This window comes from Acinetobacter genomosp. 33YU, from assembly GCF_001990725.1.
Lineage (GTDB): Bacteria > Pseudomonadota > Gammaproteobacteria > Pseudomonadales > Moraxellaceae > Acinetobacter > Acinetobacter seifertii.
Genome location: NZ_LFZQ01000006.1, coordinates 39,753 through 58,659 on the forward strand (window position 1 = coordinate 39,753; position 18,907 = coordinate 58,659).

An 18,907-nucleotide genomic window follows, 5' to 3' on the forward strand; every position below is an offset into this window, starting at 1 on the left:
GGTTGTACGTCACTTTTTGTTTAGTGCTTGTACGCTCTTCGATAGCTGCATTGTGAATAGAAAATATGACAAATAAGTTACAGTATTATGACGCTTTAATGATTTTTAAAATCGGGACTGTCATATTTCTAATTCTATTTTATATCAATCATTTAATCTTATTTTACAAGGTAGCTCGCACTCAAGTTTAATTTTGAATATGACAAACACCCAAATCAACAAATTGATAATTTTGCTTAAATTATAAAAACTTAATGAATTGAGATTACAAAATTATTTTACTAACTCATTTTTTATTTTTTTACATGTCATATTTATTTTGAAAAATTATTTCGCTCAAACATGAAAATATTATGACAAAAAGATAAACGGTTATCTGCTCTTTGTCAGATAACCGCAATATCACTGTAAATTTAAGCTTATTAGTTTGATTGCACTTCTGGCATTGCGACCCTTTTTTTACGGTACTTCAAGAAATACATGATAGCTAAAGCCGCCAACCAAATAGGCCCTAAAATAACAGCCAATCTCATATCTGGCGTCATCGCCATAATAATAAGAATAAAGCATACAAAGCTAATGGTTAAATAATTACTCCATGGACTCATAATGCTTTGGAACTTAGTTTGGCGACGTTGCAATTTCATTGCTTTGGTAAATTTCAAATGTGTGACTGAAATCATAAGCCAGTTAATGACAAGTGCTGCCACAACCAACATCATAAAGATCTGAAACGCTTGGCCAGGAATTAAGTAGTTCACTACCACACATACAGCTGTGATTGATGCAGACACAACTGCTGCCGGAACTGGAATACCACGACTGTTTACTTTCTTCAAAATTGCAGGAGCATTACCCTGCTCTGCTAAACCATGCAACATGCGGCTATTACAATAGATACAGCTGTTATAAACCGAAATAGCAGCAATTAAGACCACAAAGTTAAGAACATTTGCCACGCCATTACTGTTGAGTGACTGGAAAATTAAAACAAACGGGCTACCACCTTCTGCAACCATATTCCAAGGGTAAAGACATAAAAGAATACCAATTGCACCGATATAAAAAATCAGGATGCGATATACAATTTGATTTACTGCTCTTGGAATTGTTGTTTCTGGTTTCTTCGTTTCTGCCGCCGCAATACCAATAAGCTCTAAGCCACCAAATGCGAACATAATGACAGCCAAGGCCATAATAAAGCCATGAATACCATGCGGAAAGAAACCACCGTGTTGCCATAAATTTGCAACACCTGCTTGCGGACCTGCTGAACCTGAAAATAATAGATAAGCACCAAAGCCAATCATGCTTAAAATGGCAACAATTTTAATGCAGGAAAATAAGAACTCAGATTCCCCAAAAAATCGGACATTTACCAAGTTAATGCCGTTAATTAAAATAAAGAAAAATAAAGCGGTCATCCATGTCGGAATTTCAGGCCACCAAAACTGTATAAAAGTACCAATTGCACTCAGTTCGGCCATGCTCACCAGCACATACAACACCCAATAGTTCCAGCCTGACATAAAACCAGCCATTTTGCCCCAATACTTGTTCGCAAAATAACTAAAAGAACCACTTACCGGTTCTTCAACAACCATTTCACCTAAATGGCGCATAATTAAAAAGGCAATAATTCCTGCAATTGCATATCCCAATAAAATTGAAGGACCAGCCAATTTAATTGTTTGTGAAAGACCTAAGAATAACCCTGTTCCGATCGCTCCTCCGAGTGCGATGAGTTGAATATGCCGATTGGATAAGCCTTGTTTTAACTCGTGCTTATTGTTTGCATCCATAACATTATCTCCAATGTTGGTGTCACTTCCTGTACACCTTTATTCAGCACTACATCCGAAGATCAGAAACCGACCTTCGGACATAAGTTGCTTTAATATGAGTCCATTTAATTTTAAGAAGATTTGTCCTATCTTCTATTTAAAACGAGCTTGCATCCTTACATTTAACTGGCTGGGAACGCTCCTTTAAAATTTCGTAGCCACGATCGCCGTAGTCAAAACGCGCAATCACAGAAGCAAATTTTTTCAAACTTACTGGTGCATCCATTGCTGGTAGTTTTAATTCAATAAAAGTTAACTGGTCATTTTGCTTAATGTTGTCTAAAACACTCTTTAGCTGCCCTGCTGTTTCAACCACATAAGTGGTATGGCCTTTTTTACCGTTAAATACCGCAGGAATTTCAGTATATTTCCAGTTTTGCACGTCGTTATAGGCAGCATTTTCACCCATAATTAATCGTTCAATGGTGTAGCCGCCATTGTTCAACAAGAAAATAATTGGTTTTAAACCATGGCGGATAATGGTAGAAAGCTCTTGTACCGTAAGCTGGAAAGAACCATCGCCAATAAATAAAATTTGACGGCGTTCTGGAGCAGCCAACAAACTACCAAGCAAAGCTGGTAAGGTATAACCAATAGAACCCCAAAGCGGCTGAGCAATATATTTAGCTGTAGCTGGGAGCTTTATACCCGACAAAGCAGAGTTTGATGTCCCGACTTCACCAATAATCACATCATCTTCTTTTAAGAATCCTGAAATATAATTCCAAAGCACATCTTGGCTTAGCTTTTGTTGAGCTGGAGCTTCAACTACTTTCGACGGTTGTTTTTCGAGAAGAGGTGTTGATGATTTACGTGGCGCAACTTTTTTATTTAGCTCAACAAGTAATTGTCCAATCTCAATACCCGGAAAATCCTGACCAAAAATATTTAAGCCATAAGATTTAATTTCGATGTAGTTCTTGGTCTCAATTTGATGAGTAAATACAGCTGAACCAACATCGGTAAAACGTGCACCAATACCAATTAAACAGTCAGATTGTTCAATGATATTTTTCACATGCGGTTGGCTTGCCCCCCCCACATAAGTCCCGATATAACGAGGAGAACCTTCATCCATAATGTTTTTTGCAGTATTCATACCTGCAAATGGAATCGAGCATTTTTGAGATAAATCATTTAAAAGCGACGTTACACCAAAAACTGAAGCTTCATTATCAATAAGAAGTGCTGGGCTTTGAGCATTCTCAATAATGTCACAAAGTTTTTTTACCACAGTTTGTAATAATTCAGGTTCAACAGTTGGGTAGCTTAAGTCGAGGGAACGCTCAGATACTTCAATTTTAACGTGGGTAATATCGCCTGGTAGTTGAATGTGTACAGGACGGCGTTCAAGGAAACACTGACGTAATACACGGTCAATTTCAAAGGCTGCATTTGCTGGAGTTAAACGAGTTTGGGCAACTGTAAACTCTTTCATACAGTTCATAATATTGTCGTAGTTACCATCAACTAACGTATGGTGTATGAGAGTACCCTTTTGAACTGCATGTAACGGTGGAATTCCTGAGATATGAATAAGAGGTACATTTTCTGCGTAGGCCCCTGCAATACCATTAATCGCACTTAAGTCACCTACACCATAAGTGGTTGCCAAGGCAGAAAAACCGTTAATTCGTGCATAACCGTCTGCTGCATAGGCAGCATTTAATTCATTACAATTTCCAATAAATTCGAGTTGTGGGTCTGCTTCAACTTGTTCTAGATATGAGAGGTTAAAATCACCAGGTACACCAAAGAGATGTTGGATACCCATTTGTTTTAAACGAAGATTTAAAAAGTCACCGATTTCTATGAACATTGCTCTATATCCTTTGAGACCAATTTTTATTCCATAGAAAAATAATATTTCATCTACCTTTTAGATTTCGTGCATAATGAAAACGCATTTTAATAAAAATACATGATTTGTGTATCATAAAAGGATTTTATGCAATGGATAAGTTCGACTGGCAAATCATTCAAGCACTACAAAAGAATGGACGGCTCACCAATCAAGAAATAGGAGATTTAATCGGTTTATCTGCTTCACAATGTTCTAGAAGAAGACAGTTACTCGAGCAAAAAGGCATAATCTTAGGTTATACCGCGCGCATCCAGCAGCAGGCGCTAGGACTGGAAGTGACAGCAATGATTCATATTAATTTAAGAACACACGAGGCAAAGTCACAACAAGCTTTTCAAGAATTGATTGAAGCCGAAGATAATATTCAAGATGCGTTTTCAATTAGTGGTGATGCAGATTTTATTTTAAAAGTTGTTGCTGAAAACTTAGAACAGCTTTCTCAATTTGTGACTGAAAGGTTACTTTCTTATAATTTTATAGGTCACATAAAGTCTTACATTGTTCTAAAAAAAATCAAAGAACAGAATCATTTTTTAATCAAACCTAAGAGTATGAGCTATCATCACTCCCAATAAGCAAGCCAAGCTTTTCTACCTTATGAATGAAAATAAAAGGCGGATATTAGATCCGCCTTAAAATTAATATTTAGACTTTACTGATATGGACCGTTTGCCCAATCGTATTTTCAAGCAAACCTTCCAAACCAAACTCGGCACCTATACCAGACATTTTCCAGCCACCAAAAGGTGCATGAGGCAGGACTTCTGCATGGGTATTAATCCAAACAGTACCGCATTGAAGTTGAGTAGCATAAGTTTGAGCAGCTTTAATATCGGAAGACCAAATTGAGCCACCTAAACCAAACTCACTGTCATTGGCACGAGCAATTGCATCATTGATATCTGTATATTTTAAGATAGGCAATACTGGACCAAACTGCTCCTCTTGCACCACGCGACAAGAGTCAGAAACTTCAGTCAAAATAGTTGGCGCAATAAAGTAGCCTTGCTCTGGTAGCTGTTGTTGTCCAGAAAGTGCTTTTGCACCTTGTTCAATCGCTTCAGCAATAAGCGCTTTCACTTTGTTATATTGCATTTGGTTTTGTACTGGGCCAAATGTGGTAGAAGACGCCATACCATCACCTACAACTTGAGCATTGGCAATGTCAGCTAACTTTTGAGATAAAGCCTCATATTGGCTTTCATGCACGTATAGACGCTTTAAGGCTGCACATGTTTGACCAGCGTTTAAGAACGCCATGTTAAAAATCTTGGCTGCAATTTCATCGACATTTGCATCTGACAATACAATACCAGCATCATTACCACCCAACTCTAAAGTTAAGTGTTTTAACTGCTGAGCTGCACCAGCCATAATGTGCTGGCCTGTTCGAGTTGAACCCGTAAACACGACTTTTTGTACATCTGGATGAGAAGATAGCGCTTCGCCAATCTCACCAGCACCAACCACAATTGAAATAACACCAGCAGGAACTTCTTGCTGAATGATTTCACATAAACGTAAAGTCGATAGTGGTGTGTATTCAGAAGGTTTGCTAATAACAACGTTACCTGCACGTAAAGCAGGCATAATATGCCAAACGGCAATCATGAGTGGCCAGTTCCAAGGGGTAATAGAAGCCACTACACCTAATGGTTGGCGATGGCGCTCAATACGCTTGGTTTCACTATCTTCAATGACTTCTACAGGTAAATCCATAGCAGCCGCATAACGCGTCCAGCCAATTGCACCCTGCACTTCCATTTGTGCAAGTGCCAGTGGCTTACCTTGTTCAAGTACAACCAACTCTGCAAGCATTTCAGCGTGCTTTTCAATGCCATCTGCAATCTTGTTTAAGATTGACTTACGCTCTTCGTGTGAAACTTGCTGCCAAGCTTTAGAGGCTTGTTTAGCTGCACTCACTGCCTGATTGACCTGTGCAACCGATGCTTTTGCACAACGTGCAGCAGTTAAGCCAGTAGCAGGGTTTAAAATTTCTAGTTCACCTTGTTCACCTGAACAAAGTTGACCGCCAATAATGAGTTTAAATTCATTGAGCATATTCGCTTGTTGCATTTCTTCTTCCTTGTCTTAATTGTAATTACAGCCACTTACTTTTTTCAGTTAAAGCGGGATTATTTAAAGTGAGTACGATATTGATATATCAATGCGACCCAAAATGTCGGGAACATACCAATACAATAAGAAATTTGCTCCCCATAAATCATGCATAATTATTTTTGTTTTTTGAAAATATGCATGTTTTGTGCATATCAATCTCTTGTGATGCACACTTTAAATAAAAATAATATGTAATAAAAAAGCCCGGCAATAAACCGAGCTTTTTTTTTGTTATCAACTCAATTAGTCGATTGGTGGTACATAGTTACCAGAAGCAATCGCATCTTTGATGCGGTCAGCTTCAGCCAATACTTGACCTAAAAGGTTTTTAACATTTTCAAATGTCACAACAGGGCTTAATGTTGTCATTTTCAATGACTGTACATCACCCACTTTTGTTACACCGATATTTGCTTCGCCACGTGCAAACAATTCGTCTGCTACGTTTTGGTTCAAGCTATCGATAAACTCAACTGGGTAGCCTTGTGGCACAACACGGAACAATACCGAAGCAAATTGTGGTTCAACTAAAAGTTCTAAACCTTCAGTTGCCTTGATGTAATCTGCAACTTCACGAGTCAGTTTTACACCGTGGTCAATCATTGAACCATATAGGTCTTCACCAAGTGATTCAATAGTCATCCACAATTTCAATGCATCAAAACGACGAGTCGTTTGTAATGACTTAGATACAAGGTTTGGTACACCATGTTCTTCGTCATAAGCAGAGTTCAAGTATTCAGCTTCGTAGTGCATAAAACGATAGTTCGCTTCATCTTTTAACAAGAACGCACCACAGCTAATGCTTTGGAAATAATGCTTATGGAAGTCGAGAGTAATCGAGTCAGACAACTCAATACCATCAAGCATTGCACGATAGTCATTTGACAAGATCAGTGCACCGCCCCATGCAGCATCGATGTGCATCCATGAACCATATTTTGTTGTGATTTCACGAATTTTCTTCAATGGATCAATTGCACCAGCATCGGTTGTACCTGCTGTCGCAACAACACAAGCAACAACTTTACCTTCAGCTTGAAGATGCGCCATCGTTTTTTCGAGAGCATCAACATCCATCTGAGCATTTTCATTCACAGGAACAGTCACAACTGACTGGAAGCCCATGCCCATCATTGCCATGTTCTTTTGCACAGAGAAATGCGCATTTTCAGAACAAATAACTTTGACGTTTTTCATTGCTTCAGCTGGAATACCATCACGCTGTACAGACCATGGATTACCATTTTCGTCTTTCCAGTTTTTCGAGATGCACCAGTCACGAGCAAGTAAAACACCCATCAAGTTAGATTGAGTACCGCCAGAAGTAAATACACCTGCCTGACCAGAACCATAACCTACTTTTTGACGCAACCAATCAATCAACTGAACTTCCATTAATGAACCTGCCGGGCTTTGATCCCATGAGTCCATAGACTGGTTAGTTGCATTGATTAACACTTCCGCGATCTGGCTCATCACCATAGTTGGGCAGTGTAAATGCGCTAATGAATGTGGATGGTGTACTTTCAAGCTTTTATTTAAGAAAAGCTCAATCATACGTTGAAGTGATTCTTGTACACCCATACCTTCTTTTGAAGGCTGGAAAGAAATTGCTGAACGCAATTCTTTGATGCTACCGCCTGTGTACATTTTTTCATTTTGCAACCATGCTGAAACGGCTTTTACCGCTTCGCCCATTGCTGACTCATAGTCAGCAATGGATTGTGCATCATTGCAGAGTAACGCTTTACGATGTTCTGCAAAATCCACCATTCTTACGCGCCTCGTACTGCAACCAATGCTTCTGCAATTGCTTTCTTAAAGCGGGCAATTACTTCCACACACTCTTCTTGAGTAATGATAAGTGGGCAAAGTAAACGAATTACTGTACCGTTACGACCGCCTTTTTCAAGCAATAACTTGTTGTTAAAGCAAGCAGTCTGGATCGCAGCCGCTAACTGAGAGTCAGCAGGATGAGAACCGATACGGTCAGCAGGTTTACGCTCGTCAACGATTTCAACACCAATCATCAAACCGCGGCCACGTACGTTACCGATACATGGGAATTCAGTAGCTAATTTTTTCAATTCAGCTTGTAAGAAATCACCACGTTCTTGCGCATTTTGAGCAAGATTTTGTTCGCTAATCGTTTTTAATACGACAAGGCCTGTACCCATAGCAAGTTGGTTACCACGGAAAGTACCGGTGTGACCAGCAGGCTGCCAAGCATCAAATTTACGTTTAATACCTAATACTGCAAGTGGTAAACCACCGCCTACTGCTTTAGACATTACAACAACATCAGGTTCAATACCTGCATGTTCAAACGCAAACATTTTGCCTGAACGTGCAAAGCCAGCTTGAACTTCGTCTAAAATTAAAACGATGTTGTGCTTTTCAGTCACTTCACGGATTTTTTGCAACCATTTTACTGGAGCAGTAACAACACCGCCTTCACCTTGAATTGCTTCAAGAATCACAGCAGCAGGTTTTGTTACACCGCTTTCAACATCTTCAATAAAGTTTTCAAAATAGTAAGTTAAAGCATCAACACCAGCTTCACCACCCAAACCAAGTGGGCAGCGATATTCATGCGGATATGGCATGAATTGTACGCCTGGCATTAAACCGTTAACCGAGTTTTTCGCACTTAAGTTACCAGTCATTGCAAGTGAACCATGGGTCATACCATGATAACCACCAGAAAAACTGATTACTGAACTACGACCAGTGTAAGTCTTAGCAAGTTTAACCGCTGCTTCAGTCGCGTCTGCACCAGCAGGACCACAGAACTGTAAGCAGTACTCTTCTTTACCGCCTGGTAAATATGCTAACAACGCTTCAGTAAACGCATCTTTTAAAGGTGTGGTTAAGTCTAAAGTATGCAATGGCAAACCACTTGCCAATGTGTCTTGAATACTTTGAATCACCGCAGGATGATTATGACCTAAAGCCAATGTACCTGCCCCAGCTAAACAATCAAGGTACTGTGTACCTTCAACATCAGTAACCCAGCAGCCTTGTGCTTTCGCTATCGCTAACGGTAATTTACGTGGATAGCTACGAACATTCGATTCCATCTGACTTTGGCGAGTCAAATAATATTCGTTGGTAGCATTGTCGGCAGGGTTGACAGAAGTAACGCTCATATCGGATTACCATCTCTGATAAGGGTAGAAAGAAATAAGTCTGGTGACTTTTGGTCCTTTGACTCGGTGCTTTATAGAACTAGCGAAGACACATATTTTATATCTTGTAACTAGGAGCGCGATGATACCTAATTTTGCAAGAAAAAAAACGTCTTTTGTGTACTTTACTCATCTAATCTTATTGAAAATATGTATTATCCCAATAGTTATGATGAATTATCATCATACTATGTGACAACCTAAAGAAAATATTCTTTTTTTATATTAGTTTGATTCTTTAAGTTACATTGAAACACTTAAATTTTAAGTTTTTATTTTTTATAGTTTTTATTCTTACCAAAAATTAAAAAAATTGATTTAAATATTACAAATACCCCACAAAATCTGCCAAAGTTATGCATAACTTATGTTTAACATTTCTTAATGAAAAAAATTAAATTTATATTAATTTTTAAAGGATAAATTTATGCGTACTTTAGCAATATCTACTCTTCTACTTGGTACGGTACTCAGCCCTATGGTTTTTGCCCAAGATGATAATGCCCTTCACTACAATATTGTAAATGTACAAGCTGAAGCTTCTCGTCAGGTATCTAACGATGAAATGCATGCCACTTTGTATATTGAAAAAAGTAACAAGCAGCCTGCTGAACTTTCAAATCAGATTAACCAGTTAATGAATCAAGCGCTTGCAACTTCCCGTAAATACCCGCAAGTAAAAGTGGAAACTGGTGCTCAAAGCACTTATCCAATTTACGATAACGATAGCAATAAGTTAAAAGAATGGCGTGGTCGTGCAGAAATTCGCCTTGAAAGTAAAGATTTTAAAGCCGCTAGCCAGTTAGTGAACGAATTGCAGCAAAACTTCCAAACTCAATCGATTAATTTTACGGTTTCTGACGAACAACGTAAAAAAGTTGAAAATGAGTTGATGGTAGAAGCATCTAAAAACTTCCAACAACGTGCTCAAATGTTGACTCAAGCATGGAATAAAAACCAATATACGTTGGTCAATTTAAACTTGAACACTAACAATTATTTCCCTCAACCCGTAATGCGTGCCAGCATGGCTAAATTTGCTATGGCAGAAGCTGCACCGGCTCAAGACATGGCTGCTGGTGAGTCTAAAATTACTGTTAATGCAAACGGTTCAATCCAGTTTAAATAATTTATTGCTCTAAAAAAGCCCTGAAATTTCAGGGCTTTTTTTATTTATTTTTTAAAAGGTAATGCATATTTAAAGATACGGCCTACAACCTGCCCAAACTGTTTCGCCAGACTCGCATTGTTATAATTGATACCATATTTTTTACATACAGCTTCAACCTTTGGAGCCATTTGGCGATAACGGCGTGCTGGGACATCAGGAAATAAATGATGTTCAATCTGATGGCTCAAATGTCCACTTAAAATATGTAATGCTTCTGAACCTTTTAGGTTTGAAGAACCACGAATTTGGCGCATATACCAATGTCCACGGCTTTCTTCTTGTAAAACAGACTTTGGAAATACCTCTGCATCTTTTGTAAAGTGACCACAGAAAATAATCGTAAATGTCCACATATTACGCAGACCATTTGCAACTAGGTTTCCTGTAAACACAGGTAACGCTGCGGGCCCTGCAATTAACGGAAAGAACACATAGTCTTTAAAAAGTTGTTTACCAATTTTTTTATTAACTGGTTTTAACTCTTCTAAAAATTTGGCTTTAGTCTTACGTTTGTAAAGAACACGACCAATTTCAAGATTCTGAATTGCTACGCCCCACTGGAACAATAAACAAAACGGAATGCTATAAACAGGTTGGAGTAAGAAACCTGGCTTCCAACGTTGCTCTGGGAATAAGCGAAGCAAGCCATAACCAATGTCATCATCAACACCTTTAATATTGGTATAGGTATGATGCTTATAGTTATGCGTTTGGCGCCAGTTATCAGATGTACCTACTGTGTCCCACTCATAAGTTTGACCATTAAACTTAGGGTCGTTCATCCAGTCATATTGACCGTGCATCACGTTATGACCAAGCTCCATGTTCTCCATAATTTTAGAGAAACCTAATAGACCTGTTCCTAAAACCCATGCTGGCGGAAACCATCCAGCAAATAGACAAGCACGACCTAAAAGACCACTGTAACGAACTGCGGCATAGACACGGCGAATATATTTAGCGTCTTTTTCACCCAAATCATCCAATACTTCTTGTTTGATCTGATCAAGCTCTTTTGCAAATGCTTCAAGCTCTGCTGGAGTCAAATCGCGATTTTTAGGATTTTTAAAATATTCGACTTTCACTGGCATATTCATCAGAGTTCTCTCTTAAAGATCAATAACTAGATCGGATTGTGCTGAGTTGACACAAATCTTAAGTAACTGGCTTGGTTCAGTATTTTGACTACCGTTTAGCAAATTACGGGTAGAACCTTGCGCTTTACTACAAACACATTTATTGCAAATTCCCATACGACAACCATGTGTTGGCTTAAGCCCTTCATGCTCAAGGCTCACCAAAATCGATTGTCCCTTAGGAATTGCAATCACTTTATTAGACTGGGTTAATGTGACATTTACATAACCAACATCATCTGCAGAACTTTCATTAGTTAAACTAAAAGCTTCAGTCAGTACGGCTGGTGCTTGTTCAAAAAGCTCTTCAACAGTGGCAACAAAACCCGATGGACCACACGCATAGATTGTGCTGTTTTCAATATCATCAACTAACGCAAGATGTTCAGCATTTAAACGCTCATCATTTGGTGTTTCTTGTGTATAGAACACCTGATAGCTAAAGTTTGGGTTTTGTTCAGCCACTTGCTCAAAATATTCTGTAAAAGCAGCATCAGAGCGCTGTTTTACCCAATATAAAAGCTGAACCTGTACTTTTTCTAACTGTTGGCTTTGCTTAATTGCTGTAATTAAACTCAACATTGGTGTAATACCACTGCCTGCAGCCAACATAATTAATTTCGGTGTCTGAATATTTTGTTGCATGTCACCATAAGGTTGACCAAGCTCAAAAATATCTCCAATTTTACTTTCAGCAATAAACCAGTTACTGACAATACCATCAGCAACTTTTTTAACTGTTAAACGTAAGTGCTCAGCATCGATTTGCGTTAAGCTATAAGTACGTTCGTAACGGCGGCCAGCAATTTCAACAATAACAGGATGATGCTGACCTGCTGCGCCCGTTTTGACCAAACGGTTGCATTTTAGAGTAAGGCTCACAGTGTCATGAGCCACGAATTCTTTTTTTACAATTTGAACTAGTCCGTGCTGTACAGACCATAAAGGATTTATTTTTTGTAGCCAGAAACTCGCTATATTTTTGTCAAATACAGCTTGTGTTAATGAATTGAATAGAGAATTTCTCTTTTCGATTGCTTGCATAACTGAGGGCTCTGTCGCTCTTTTTTAATTATTATACACATGTATATATATTTGTATATACACCCGTACTTTTAATTACAATTTCACAAGTTACCTGTCTAACGCTATAATCCAGACAGTTTAAGAACATATTGAAAAGCATGACCCAAACCTCACTTTCTCAGAGCCAAAATGACACAGCCTCTTCACAAGATGTCATTGAAATAAAAACAGCAACGCGTTCTGTTGGAAGAAAAGCGACGATTACGAAAGACGAACTTTTTCAGGCCGCTCTTAACCTGATCGGTCCTCAAAAAAGTATCGCCTCATTAAGTTTACGTGAAGTCGCACGGGAAGCTGGTATTGCACCAAATAGCTTTTATCGTCACTTTAAAGATATTGATGAGTTAGCCATTTCACTGATTGACCGCGCAGGTATCGTATTACGTAAAATTATTCGTCAGGCTCGTTTACGTGCCTCTTTCCAAGACAGCATTATTCGTAGTTCTGTAGAAATTTTTCTTCAACAGCTTGATGCAGACGAAGGTAATTTAAGTCTATTGTTACGCGAAGGCTTTACAGGTTCAGCTTCTTATAAAGCTGCGGTAGACCGCCAGCTCAATTTCTTCCAACAAGAACTACAAGAAGATTTAATCCGTCTAGAGCGTTTAAATAACAATCACCTATATCATCCTGAGCTTGTTGCAAAAGCAATTACACAGCTTGTATTTCACATGGGTGCTAAAGTGCTGGATCTTCCCGTTCATCAACGTGCAGAAGTCGCCGAACAAACCATGATCATGATAAGAATGATTTTAGAAGGTGCTCGTCATCTAGACGAAGCAAAAATACGATAAGATCAACACAAAATGGTTTGTAATTGTACAAGCCATTTTTTATACAGACATAGTTATTTCTTGATAAAAATATAATTCACAGATTGAAGCAACCAACATGCAAGAGTATAAGTAATTATTATTCTAGCAATATATACCCATATTTCCCCACGATATTTAGGGATTCACATGCAAAGTTTGAGTAATCGTCAAAGCCTGATTGCAAGCTATATTCTGATGGGCATTTTTTTGCTTTCGGTTATCCCCTTGCATCTCTTAGCAAGCTTTTTTGCTGGCTTTCTCATTTATGAAATTATTATTAGTTTAAGCTCTATTGTTGAACGTTATATTGATGGTCAAAGAGCCCGCATTTTTATTAGTATTTTACTGAGTATTATCACGGTTTCACTCATCGCCTTTTTCATAACAAGTTTAATTAGCTTTGTCGTTTATGACTTAAAAGGTGTAGGTATTCATAATATCAACAATAAAGTCGATCAAACGCTATTGCACTTACAAACCGAAGTTGGCAAATATCTTCCAGGTTATATTCCAGATAGCGTTACAGAACTAAAAGATGAAATTTTTGCATTTATGAAAGATAACGTGACGACATTAAAAAATGCCAGTTCTGATATCTTACATAACTTTGTAACGATGATTATGGGCCTTATTATTGGTATTTTGGTGGCGATTCATGGCTTTCACCGTCGTACACCACAGCCTGTATTTAAGTCTTTACTCATCCAACGTATTCAAAAGTTATCAATTTCTTTTAGAAATGTCGTTTTTGCCCAAATTAAAATTTCGGCAATTAATACGCTGCTCTTTATATTATTTGCGTTTGTAATATTGCCGATTTGGGGTGTTCATCTCCCTTTCGCCAAAACATTAACTATTCTTACTTTCTTGTTTGGTCTAATTCCGATTTTAGGCAACCTAATTTCAAATACGCTCACCTTTATTGCTGCGCTTACGGTTTCACTGGGTTTAGCAGGTGTTGCTCTGCTCTATCTCGTATTAGTGCATAAGTTAGAATATTTTATTAATGCGAAAATTATTGGACATAAAATTAATGCCAATGCATGGGAAATTTTATTGGCAATGTTAATTTTTGAGTCAATTTTTGGTTTGGGTGGCCTGATTGCAGCACCAATCTTTTATGCCTATTTAAAACTAGAATTAAAAGATGCCAGAATGATTTAATTAAAATTTATTCAATAAAAAAGCGCCTTAAAGGCGCTTTTTTATGACTCATCATTTATGGTTTAACAACAACAAGTACCTGAATTGCTTCAGGAGTTACTGTTAAGCCATCGAGTAAGCTCAAGCCTTCTTTTTGCAACTTCTGTAAGCGCTCAATTTCGTCTTGACGAATACTTGGGTTGAACTGTTTCAAATACGTTAAACGGTCAATCTCGTATTGCCATTTATTACCATAATGCTCTTTTGCCTGCTGTTGAAGCTGTGGCAAGCCGACTTTAGCAATATCAAGTGCTTGTCTATAGCGCTCTTCAATCACTTCACGGCGAGCTTTAACCACTTGGCGACAGCTATTGCCATCTAAATGATGCAAATATGGTCTTAAAATGGTTGGATCAATCTTTTCAGATAAGTCCTGACCATTTTCACTTAACAACACGCGAATGAGCTGTTTCGGTAAGCTTGATGGCAAGTTCAAAGATTTTGGTGCAACTACATCAACTTTAAACCAAACTTCAAGTAACACAGAACCTTGCTTTAATGCGTTTGACTTAAGAACAGCAACATTAGTACTACCAAATGATTGTGTACGGATCATTTCCATGACACTTTCAATGAACGGATGTTCTAAAGTCAGATATTGAGCATCTTCACGCATTTGCGCCTGATCACGATAGAACGTCGCAGTCATGCCCTCTTCGTCTAATGCCAAACCTTGCACTTGCATTTGGTCTGTCGGACGAATAATAACCGTACCGTTACTTTGCTCATCAAAATCAATGTTAGTTGAAGACATAAAGCGCTTCACAAACATAGGTAATGTTGTGTTGTCATCGTAGTCTTCTAAGGCTTGAACAATTTCTTGTGCAACGATAGGACGGCATGAGTTGTATTCAAGCAAGCGATCTCGACCAGCTTGTAACTCTGTTTCTAAAGCTTGACGTTGAACATTGACTTCTTCGAGTAAATCTTCAAAGGTTTGACCTTGGTCTGAAAGTAAGCAGTCTTTTAATTCAACAATAAAGTTCTCTTGCAGCGTTTGAGCTGTCGGAGAAATATTGCTGAAAATATTCAACGCTTCGTTGTACCAACGGAACATACGCTCTTGAGCAGTGCCCATTAAGTAAGGTACATGAATTTGAATACGGTTTTCTTGACCAATACGGTCTAAACGACCGATACGTTGTTCTAAAACGTCTGGGTTTGCAGGCAAATCAAATAAAATCAGATCACTTGCAAACTGGAAGTTACGGCCTTCTGAACCAATTTCAGAACATAGTAGAATTTGAGCACCATAGCTTTCTTCTGCAAAGTAAGCAGCCGCTTGGTCACGCTCAAGTAGGCTCATGCCTTCATGGAACATTGCAGTACGAATACCAGCATGCAAACGAAGTACACTTTCTAAAGATTCAACAACAGGACCACTACGAGCAATTAAAAGAACTTTTTTGTGCTTAAGTTCTTTACGCAAGATTTCCATTAACCATGGCACACGTGGGTCATTTTGCATCCATGAACCATCAAGTTGTGCTTCTTCTGGCCACATTTGCTCACGTAATTTACCGTCTTTTGACCAATCTTCTGGCGCTGGCAAAGGTGCTGGTTGGCAATCACGGCCTGGGAAGCCTTGAATCGCTTCACGCGTATTACGGAATAAAATACGACCTGTACCATGACGGTCTAACAACTCATGAATCGCTCTGAAACGTTGTTCAGGCTGATCTTCAATTGAATGACCCAATAAACCTTCTAAAGCAGTTAAATGCTCTTGGGTTAAAGGTTCATCCGACATGAGCACTTCTGCAACTTGAGCAGTTTGCTGATATTGCGCTTCTTCATCTAAGAAACGCTCTAAACTGCTAAAACGCTGAGGGTCTAACAAACGTAAGCGTGCAAAGTGACTCTCTACACCAAGCTGTTCAGGTGTTGCTGTAAGCAATAATACACCCGCTGTATTTTCAGCAAGTTCTTCAACTAAATCGTAACGATCATTGCCGCCTTCTTCTTCGCTCCACATTAAATGATGCGCTTCATCGACAACGAGTAAATCGAAACCAGCTTCTAATGCTTGCTCACGTAAATCGTCATGGTCCACCATCAAATCTACGCTGGCAATAATGCATTGCTCAGTCAAGAACGGGTTAAGCTCTGGATCATGTTCTTTAATAGATGCAGTACGGGTTAAGTCGAACAGAGAAAATTGCAAGTTGAAACGGCGACGCATTTCAATCATCCACTGATATTGTAATGAATCAGGGACTAAAATGAGAATACGTTCAGAGCGGCCAGTTTTAAGCTGTTGGTGGATAATTAAACCAGCTTCAATTGTTTTACCTAAACCTACTTCATCGGCAAGTAAAACACGTGGTGCGAAACGTTTACCGACTTCATGTGCAATATAGAGTTGATGTGGAATTAAACCTACACGCGCACCAACCAAGCCACGTAAAGGACTGGTTTGCATTTGCGATTGCATGAGCATGGCTTCAATGCGTAGGTCATACCATTCTTTATAATCGATCTGGCTTGCCAGTAAACGATCTAAAGGTTTTGATAACTGAATTTGTGCACCAATACGAGTTTCATTGAGCGCTTTACGTTCTTGTTCGCCATTTTCTAAAGTACGAACAACGTTATAACGCAAAACACCATGACGGTCTTCAACAGTCTCAACAATCCACTTCTGGCCTTCTTGATCTTGAACTTCATCATTTTTGTTGAAGATGATGCGAGACAACGGTGCGTTGTTACGTGCATAGACACGCGTTTCATCACTTTTGGGGAATAAAATGCTGACAGATCTTTCATCTACATCAATAAGAACGCCTAAACCGAGCTCAGTCTCTGTATCTGATAGCCAACGTTGACCAATAGCATACTGCTGCAATTTTTCCACCTTTTTCTCAAGTTCGCACTACATATTGTACGATGCAAATTAGCTTATTTTTGCATCTTTTTATGTAGTCTTTAAAGCAAAATTTTGCAGCAGAAACCAATTAAATTGTTTCGCTACAAAAATTACTCATTGAAAGTTTTTACATTAAAACGGTACAGGACAGTTAAACGTTAATGATTCCCCTGTCACAGGGTGATTAAAGCCTAACTGTTTAGCATGCAAGCACAGACGAGGAACAAGTAATTGTTCCGGTGTTGCATACAGCGTGTCACCTACAATCGGATGTCCCAGATATTGCATGTGTACACGGAGTTGATGAGAACGCCCGGTAATCGGTGTTAATTTGACACGCGTAACCGGTTGCCCCTGAATCTGGAAATGTTCAATGGCCTGCCAGTGTGTTAAAGCAGGTTTGTTATGAGAAGCATCGACAATATGCAACGGTGGTCGACTTGGGTCATAGACTACAGGAATATCAACAGTTCCTTCGCCGTCTAGGTGGCCTGCGACTAACGCTTCATATATTTTCGAGGTTTGACGGTCTTGAAATTGGCGTGCAATCGCACTTTGTCCACGCTTAGATAACCCAAAAACCAAAATACCCGAGGTATCGCGGTCAAGGCGATGAATGAGCAAAGTTCGTGGTTCAATTGCCACCAGTCTTGTCAAAACGCTTTCATGTAAATCACCTTTCCCTGGCACACTCAAAATGTCCGGAGGTTTATGAATCACCATAAAATCATCATCACGATAGATCAGATGTTCACTTAGAAAATCACTCAAAGTTGTATTCCCAAGGCAAGATGAAAAACAAGCGGGCAATAATAAAAAGCTTACGTCCGAATTACAATGCCGTTCGGGTAAATTAACGACAGAATTTGCAAATATTATGATTCACTTTATGGCTAAAGCCGATTAGTGCTTCAATAACTGCATAATATGTTGCAAGGTAGGTGTTTGCATCAGCTCTTCAGCGCTTAGACTCGCACCGTTCGCACGCCATAACTCCACCAGATAATTGACTCCTACAGCATCTAAACCATAGTTTCTTAAATCTATTTCAGGATGAATTTCCATTGGATGCCGCCCCACCTGCTCAGCAACTGCCAATAAAATTCCTTTATCGGACAACACCTGTGCCGATGGTGCACTTAAAGACCATAAGCGCATTAAAGTCTGTGTATTTATATGTTGAATGGAGTCAAAACTGATTTTTTCAATCCATTGTATATGCTGCTCTAAACTACCTGCCAAGATCGCATCATTTACAACAGCTACATAATCTGTAATGGATAAAACAAGCTGCATCACTTGCTTAAACAACGGGGATAAATTTCCAGCTATTATCACTTGTGCTTGAGTGTTTGATGACAATTGTTGCCCAAGCTGTAACATGACCTGTTGAAGTTGAGATGACTGAATCATCATGACTGGAATTTCGAGTGCCTGTGCTCTTTTACTTAGCATTTCTAAATGATCGGCTAATGGCTGATTCATCCAGTCAGGGGCATTTTCAAGTTCGTTTAACCCAACGATGAGTAAAATGCTATGCGTAGATTCAATAGACCAATTTGAAGTACTTGGGGCTAATTGGATTTTTCGAGGTAAGGGATAAAACATTG

14 protein-coding genes are annotated in these 18,907 nt (G+C 38.9%); 4 read left to right on the plus strand and 10 right to left on the minus strand.

Going from position 1 to position 18,907, the window contains the following annotated elements; all coding sequences use genetic code 11:
* Positions 1 to 422 precede the first annotated feature (422 nt).
* Complete coding sequence (locus AC056_RS06555) at positions 423 to 1,802, minus strand: amino acid permease (RefSeq protein ID WP_077163098.1); 1,380 nt, start codon at positions 1,800 to 1,802, stop codon at positions 423 to 425.
* 139 nt (positions 1,803 to 1,941) lie between these two features.
* Complete coding sequence (locus tag AC056_RS06560; RefSeq protein WP_077163099.1) at positions 1,942 to 3,663, minus strand: alpha-keto acid decarboxylase family protein; 1,722 nt, start codon at positions 3,661 to 3,663, stop codon at positions 1,942 to 1,944.
* Between the two features lie 134 nt (positions 3,664 to 3,797).
* On the opposite strand from AC056_RS06560, the gene AC056_RS06565 reads away from it, so the two are divergent.
* Positions 3,798 to 4,283 (plus strand): Lrp/AsnC family transcriptional regulator, encoded by a 486-nt coding sequence (locus AC056_RS06565; RefSeq protein WP_004700117.1) that lies wholly within the window; start codon positions 3,798 to 3,800, stop codon positions 4,281 to 4,283.
* Positions 4,284 to 4,353: 70 nt separating this feature from the next.
* Here AC056_RS06565 and AC056_RS06570 read toward each other — a convergent pair whose 3' ends face one another.
* From AC056_RS06570 to AC056_RS06580, 3 genes are all read right to left on the minus strand, one after another.
* Positions 4,354 to 5,784: an aldehyde dehydrogenase family protein gene (locus AC056_RS06570; protein WP_077163100.1), complete on the minus strand. Its 1,431-nt coding sequence runs from the start codon at positions 5,782 to 5,784 to the stop codon at positions 4,354 to 4,356.
* A 288-nt stretch (positions 5,785 to 6,072) separates the two neighbouring features.
* Positions 6,073 to 7,605: a pyridoxal phosphate-dependent decarboxylase family protein gene (locus tag AC056_RS06575; protein WP_004700113.1), complete on the minus strand. Its 1,533-nt coding sequence runs from the start codon at positions 7,603 to 7,605 to the stop codon at positions 6,073 to 6,075.
* Positions 7,606 to 7,607: 2 nt separating this feature from the next.
* Complete coding sequence (locus AC056_RS06580) at positions 7,608 to 8,981, minus strand: diaminobutyrate--2-oxoglutarate transaminase (RefSeq protein WP_004700112.1); 1,374 nt, start codon at positions 8,979 to 8,981, stop codon at positions 7,608 to 7,610.
* Positions 8,982 to 9,447: 466 nt separating this feature from the next.
* Here AC056_RS06580 and AC056_RS06585 point away from each other — a divergent pair, with 466 nt between their 5' ends.
* On the plus strand, positions 9,448 to 10,149 hold the full coding sequence (locus AC056_RS06585) for an SIMPL domain-containing protein (protein ID WP_004700109.1): 702 nt from the start codon (positions 9,448 to 9,450) through the stop codon (positions 10,147 to 10,149).
* Positions 10,150 to 10,193: 44 nt separating this feature from the next.
* On the opposite strand, the gene AC056_RS06590 is transcribed toward AC056_RS06585, so the two are convergent.
* Together AC056_RS06590 and AC056_RS06595 are read right to left on the minus strand one after the other, a co-directional pair.
* Positions 10,194 to 11,288 carry a fatty acid desaturase family protein gene (locus AC056_RS06590; RefSeq protein WP_039254465.1) on the minus strand — a complete coding sequence of 365 codons (1,095 nt, stop codon included), beginning with the start codon at positions 11,286 to 11,288 and terminating at the stop codon, positions 10,194 to 10,196.
* A gap of 12 nt (positions 11,289 to 11,300) precedes the next feature.
* Complete coding sequence (locus tag AC056_RS06595; protein WP_039254467.1) at positions 11,301 to 12,371, minus strand: ferredoxin reductase; 1,071 nt, start codon at positions 12,369 to 12,371, stop codon at positions 11,301 to 11,303.
* Between the two features lie 140 nt (positions 12,372 to 12,511).
* On the opposite strand from AC056_RS06595, the gene fabR reads away from it, so the two are divergent.
* Both fabR and AC056_RS06605 read left to right on the plus strand, forming a co-directional pair.
* Positions 12,512 to 13,207: an HTH-type transcriptional repressor FabR gene (fabR, locus tag AC056_RS06600; protein WP_019457712.1), complete on the plus strand. Its 696-nt coding sequence runs from the start codon at positions 12,512 to 12,514 to the stop codon at positions 13,205 to 13,207.
* Between the two features lie 168 nt (positions 13,208 to 13,375).
* On the plus strand, positions 13,376 to 14,392 hold the full coding sequence (locus AC056_RS06605) for an AI-2E family transporter (protein ID WP_019457711.1): 1,017 nt from the start codon (positions 13,376 to 13,378) through the stop codon (positions 14,390 to 14,392).
* Positions 14,393 to 14,447: 55 nt separating this feature from the next.
* Here AC056_RS06605 and rapA read toward each other — a convergent pair whose 3' ends face one another.
* The 3 genes from rapA to AC056_RS06620 all read right to left on the minus strand — a co-directional run bounded on the left by rapA (position 14,448) and on the right by AC056_RS06620 (position 18,905).
* On the minus strand, positions 14,448 to 17,285 hold the full coding sequence (gene rapA, locus AC056_RS06610; RefSeq protein ID WP_077163101.1) for an RNA polymerase-associated protein RapA: 2,838 nt from the start codon (positions 17,283 to 17,285) through the stop codon (positions 14,448 to 14,450).
* A gap of 144 nt (positions 17,286 to 17,429) precedes the next feature.
* On the minus strand, positions 17,430 to 18,068 hold the full coding sequence (locus AC056_RS06615; protein ID WP_077163102.1) for an RluA family pseudouridine synthase: 639 nt from the start codon (positions 18,066 to 18,068) through the stop codon (positions 17,430 to 17,432).
* 132 nt (positions 18,069 to 18,200) lie between these two features.
* Positions 18,201 to 18,905: a phosphopantetheine-binding protein gene (locus tag AC056_RS06620; protein ID WP_077163103.1), complete on the minus strand. Its 705-nt coding sequence runs from the start codon at positions 18,903 to 18,905 to the stop codon at positions 18,201 to 18,203.
* Between the last annotated feature and the right edge of the window lie 2 nt (positions 18,906 to 18,907).

Coding starts and splice junctions, on each gene's coding strand:
- AC056_RS06555 (WP_077163098.1), bottom strand. CDS start 1,802: ATGGATGCAAACAATAAGCACGAGTTAAAACAAGGCTTATCCAATCGG.
- AC056_RS06560 (WP_077163099.1), bottom strand. CDS start 3,663: ATGTTCATAGAAATCGGTGACTTTTTAAATCTTCGTTTAAAACAAATG.
- AC056_RS06565 (WP_004700117.1), top strand. CDS start 3,798: ATGGATAAGTTCGACTGGCAAATCATTCAAGCACTACAAAAGAATGGA.
- AC056_RS06570 (WP_077163100.1), bottom strand. CDS start 5,784: ATGCAACAAGCGAATATGCTCAATGAATTTAAACTCATTATTGGCGGT.
- AC056_RS06575 (WP_004700113.1), bottom strand. CDS start 7,605: ATGGTGGATTTTGCAGAACATCGTAAAGCGTTACTCTGCAATGATGCA.
- AC056_RS06580 (WP_004700112.1), bottom strand. CDS start 8,981: ATGAGCGTTACTTCTGTCAACCCTGCCGACAATGCTACCAACGAATAT.
- AC056_RS06585 (WP_004700109.1), top strand. CDS start 9,448: ATGCGTACTTTAGCAATATCTACTCTTCTACTTGGTACGGTACTCAGC.
- AC056_RS06590 (WP_039254465.1), bottom strand. CDS start 11,288: ATGAATATGCCAGTGAAAGTCGAATATTTTAAAAATCCTAAAAATCGC.
- AC056_RS06595 (WP_039254467.1), bottom strand. CDS start 12,371: ATGCAAGCAATCGAAAAGAGAAATTCTCTATTCAATTCATTAACACAA.
- fabR (WP_019457712.1), top strand. CDS start 12,512: ATGACCCAAACCTCACTTTCTCAGAGCCAAAATGACACAGCCTCTTCA.
- AC056_RS06605 (WP_019457711.1), top strand. CDS start 13,376: ATGCAAAGTTTGAGTAATCGTCAAAGCCTGATTGCAAGCTATATTCTG.
- AC056_RS06620 (WP_077163103.1), bottom strand. CDS start 18,905: ATGTTTTATCCCTTACCTCGAAAAATCCAATTAGCCCCAAGTACTTCA.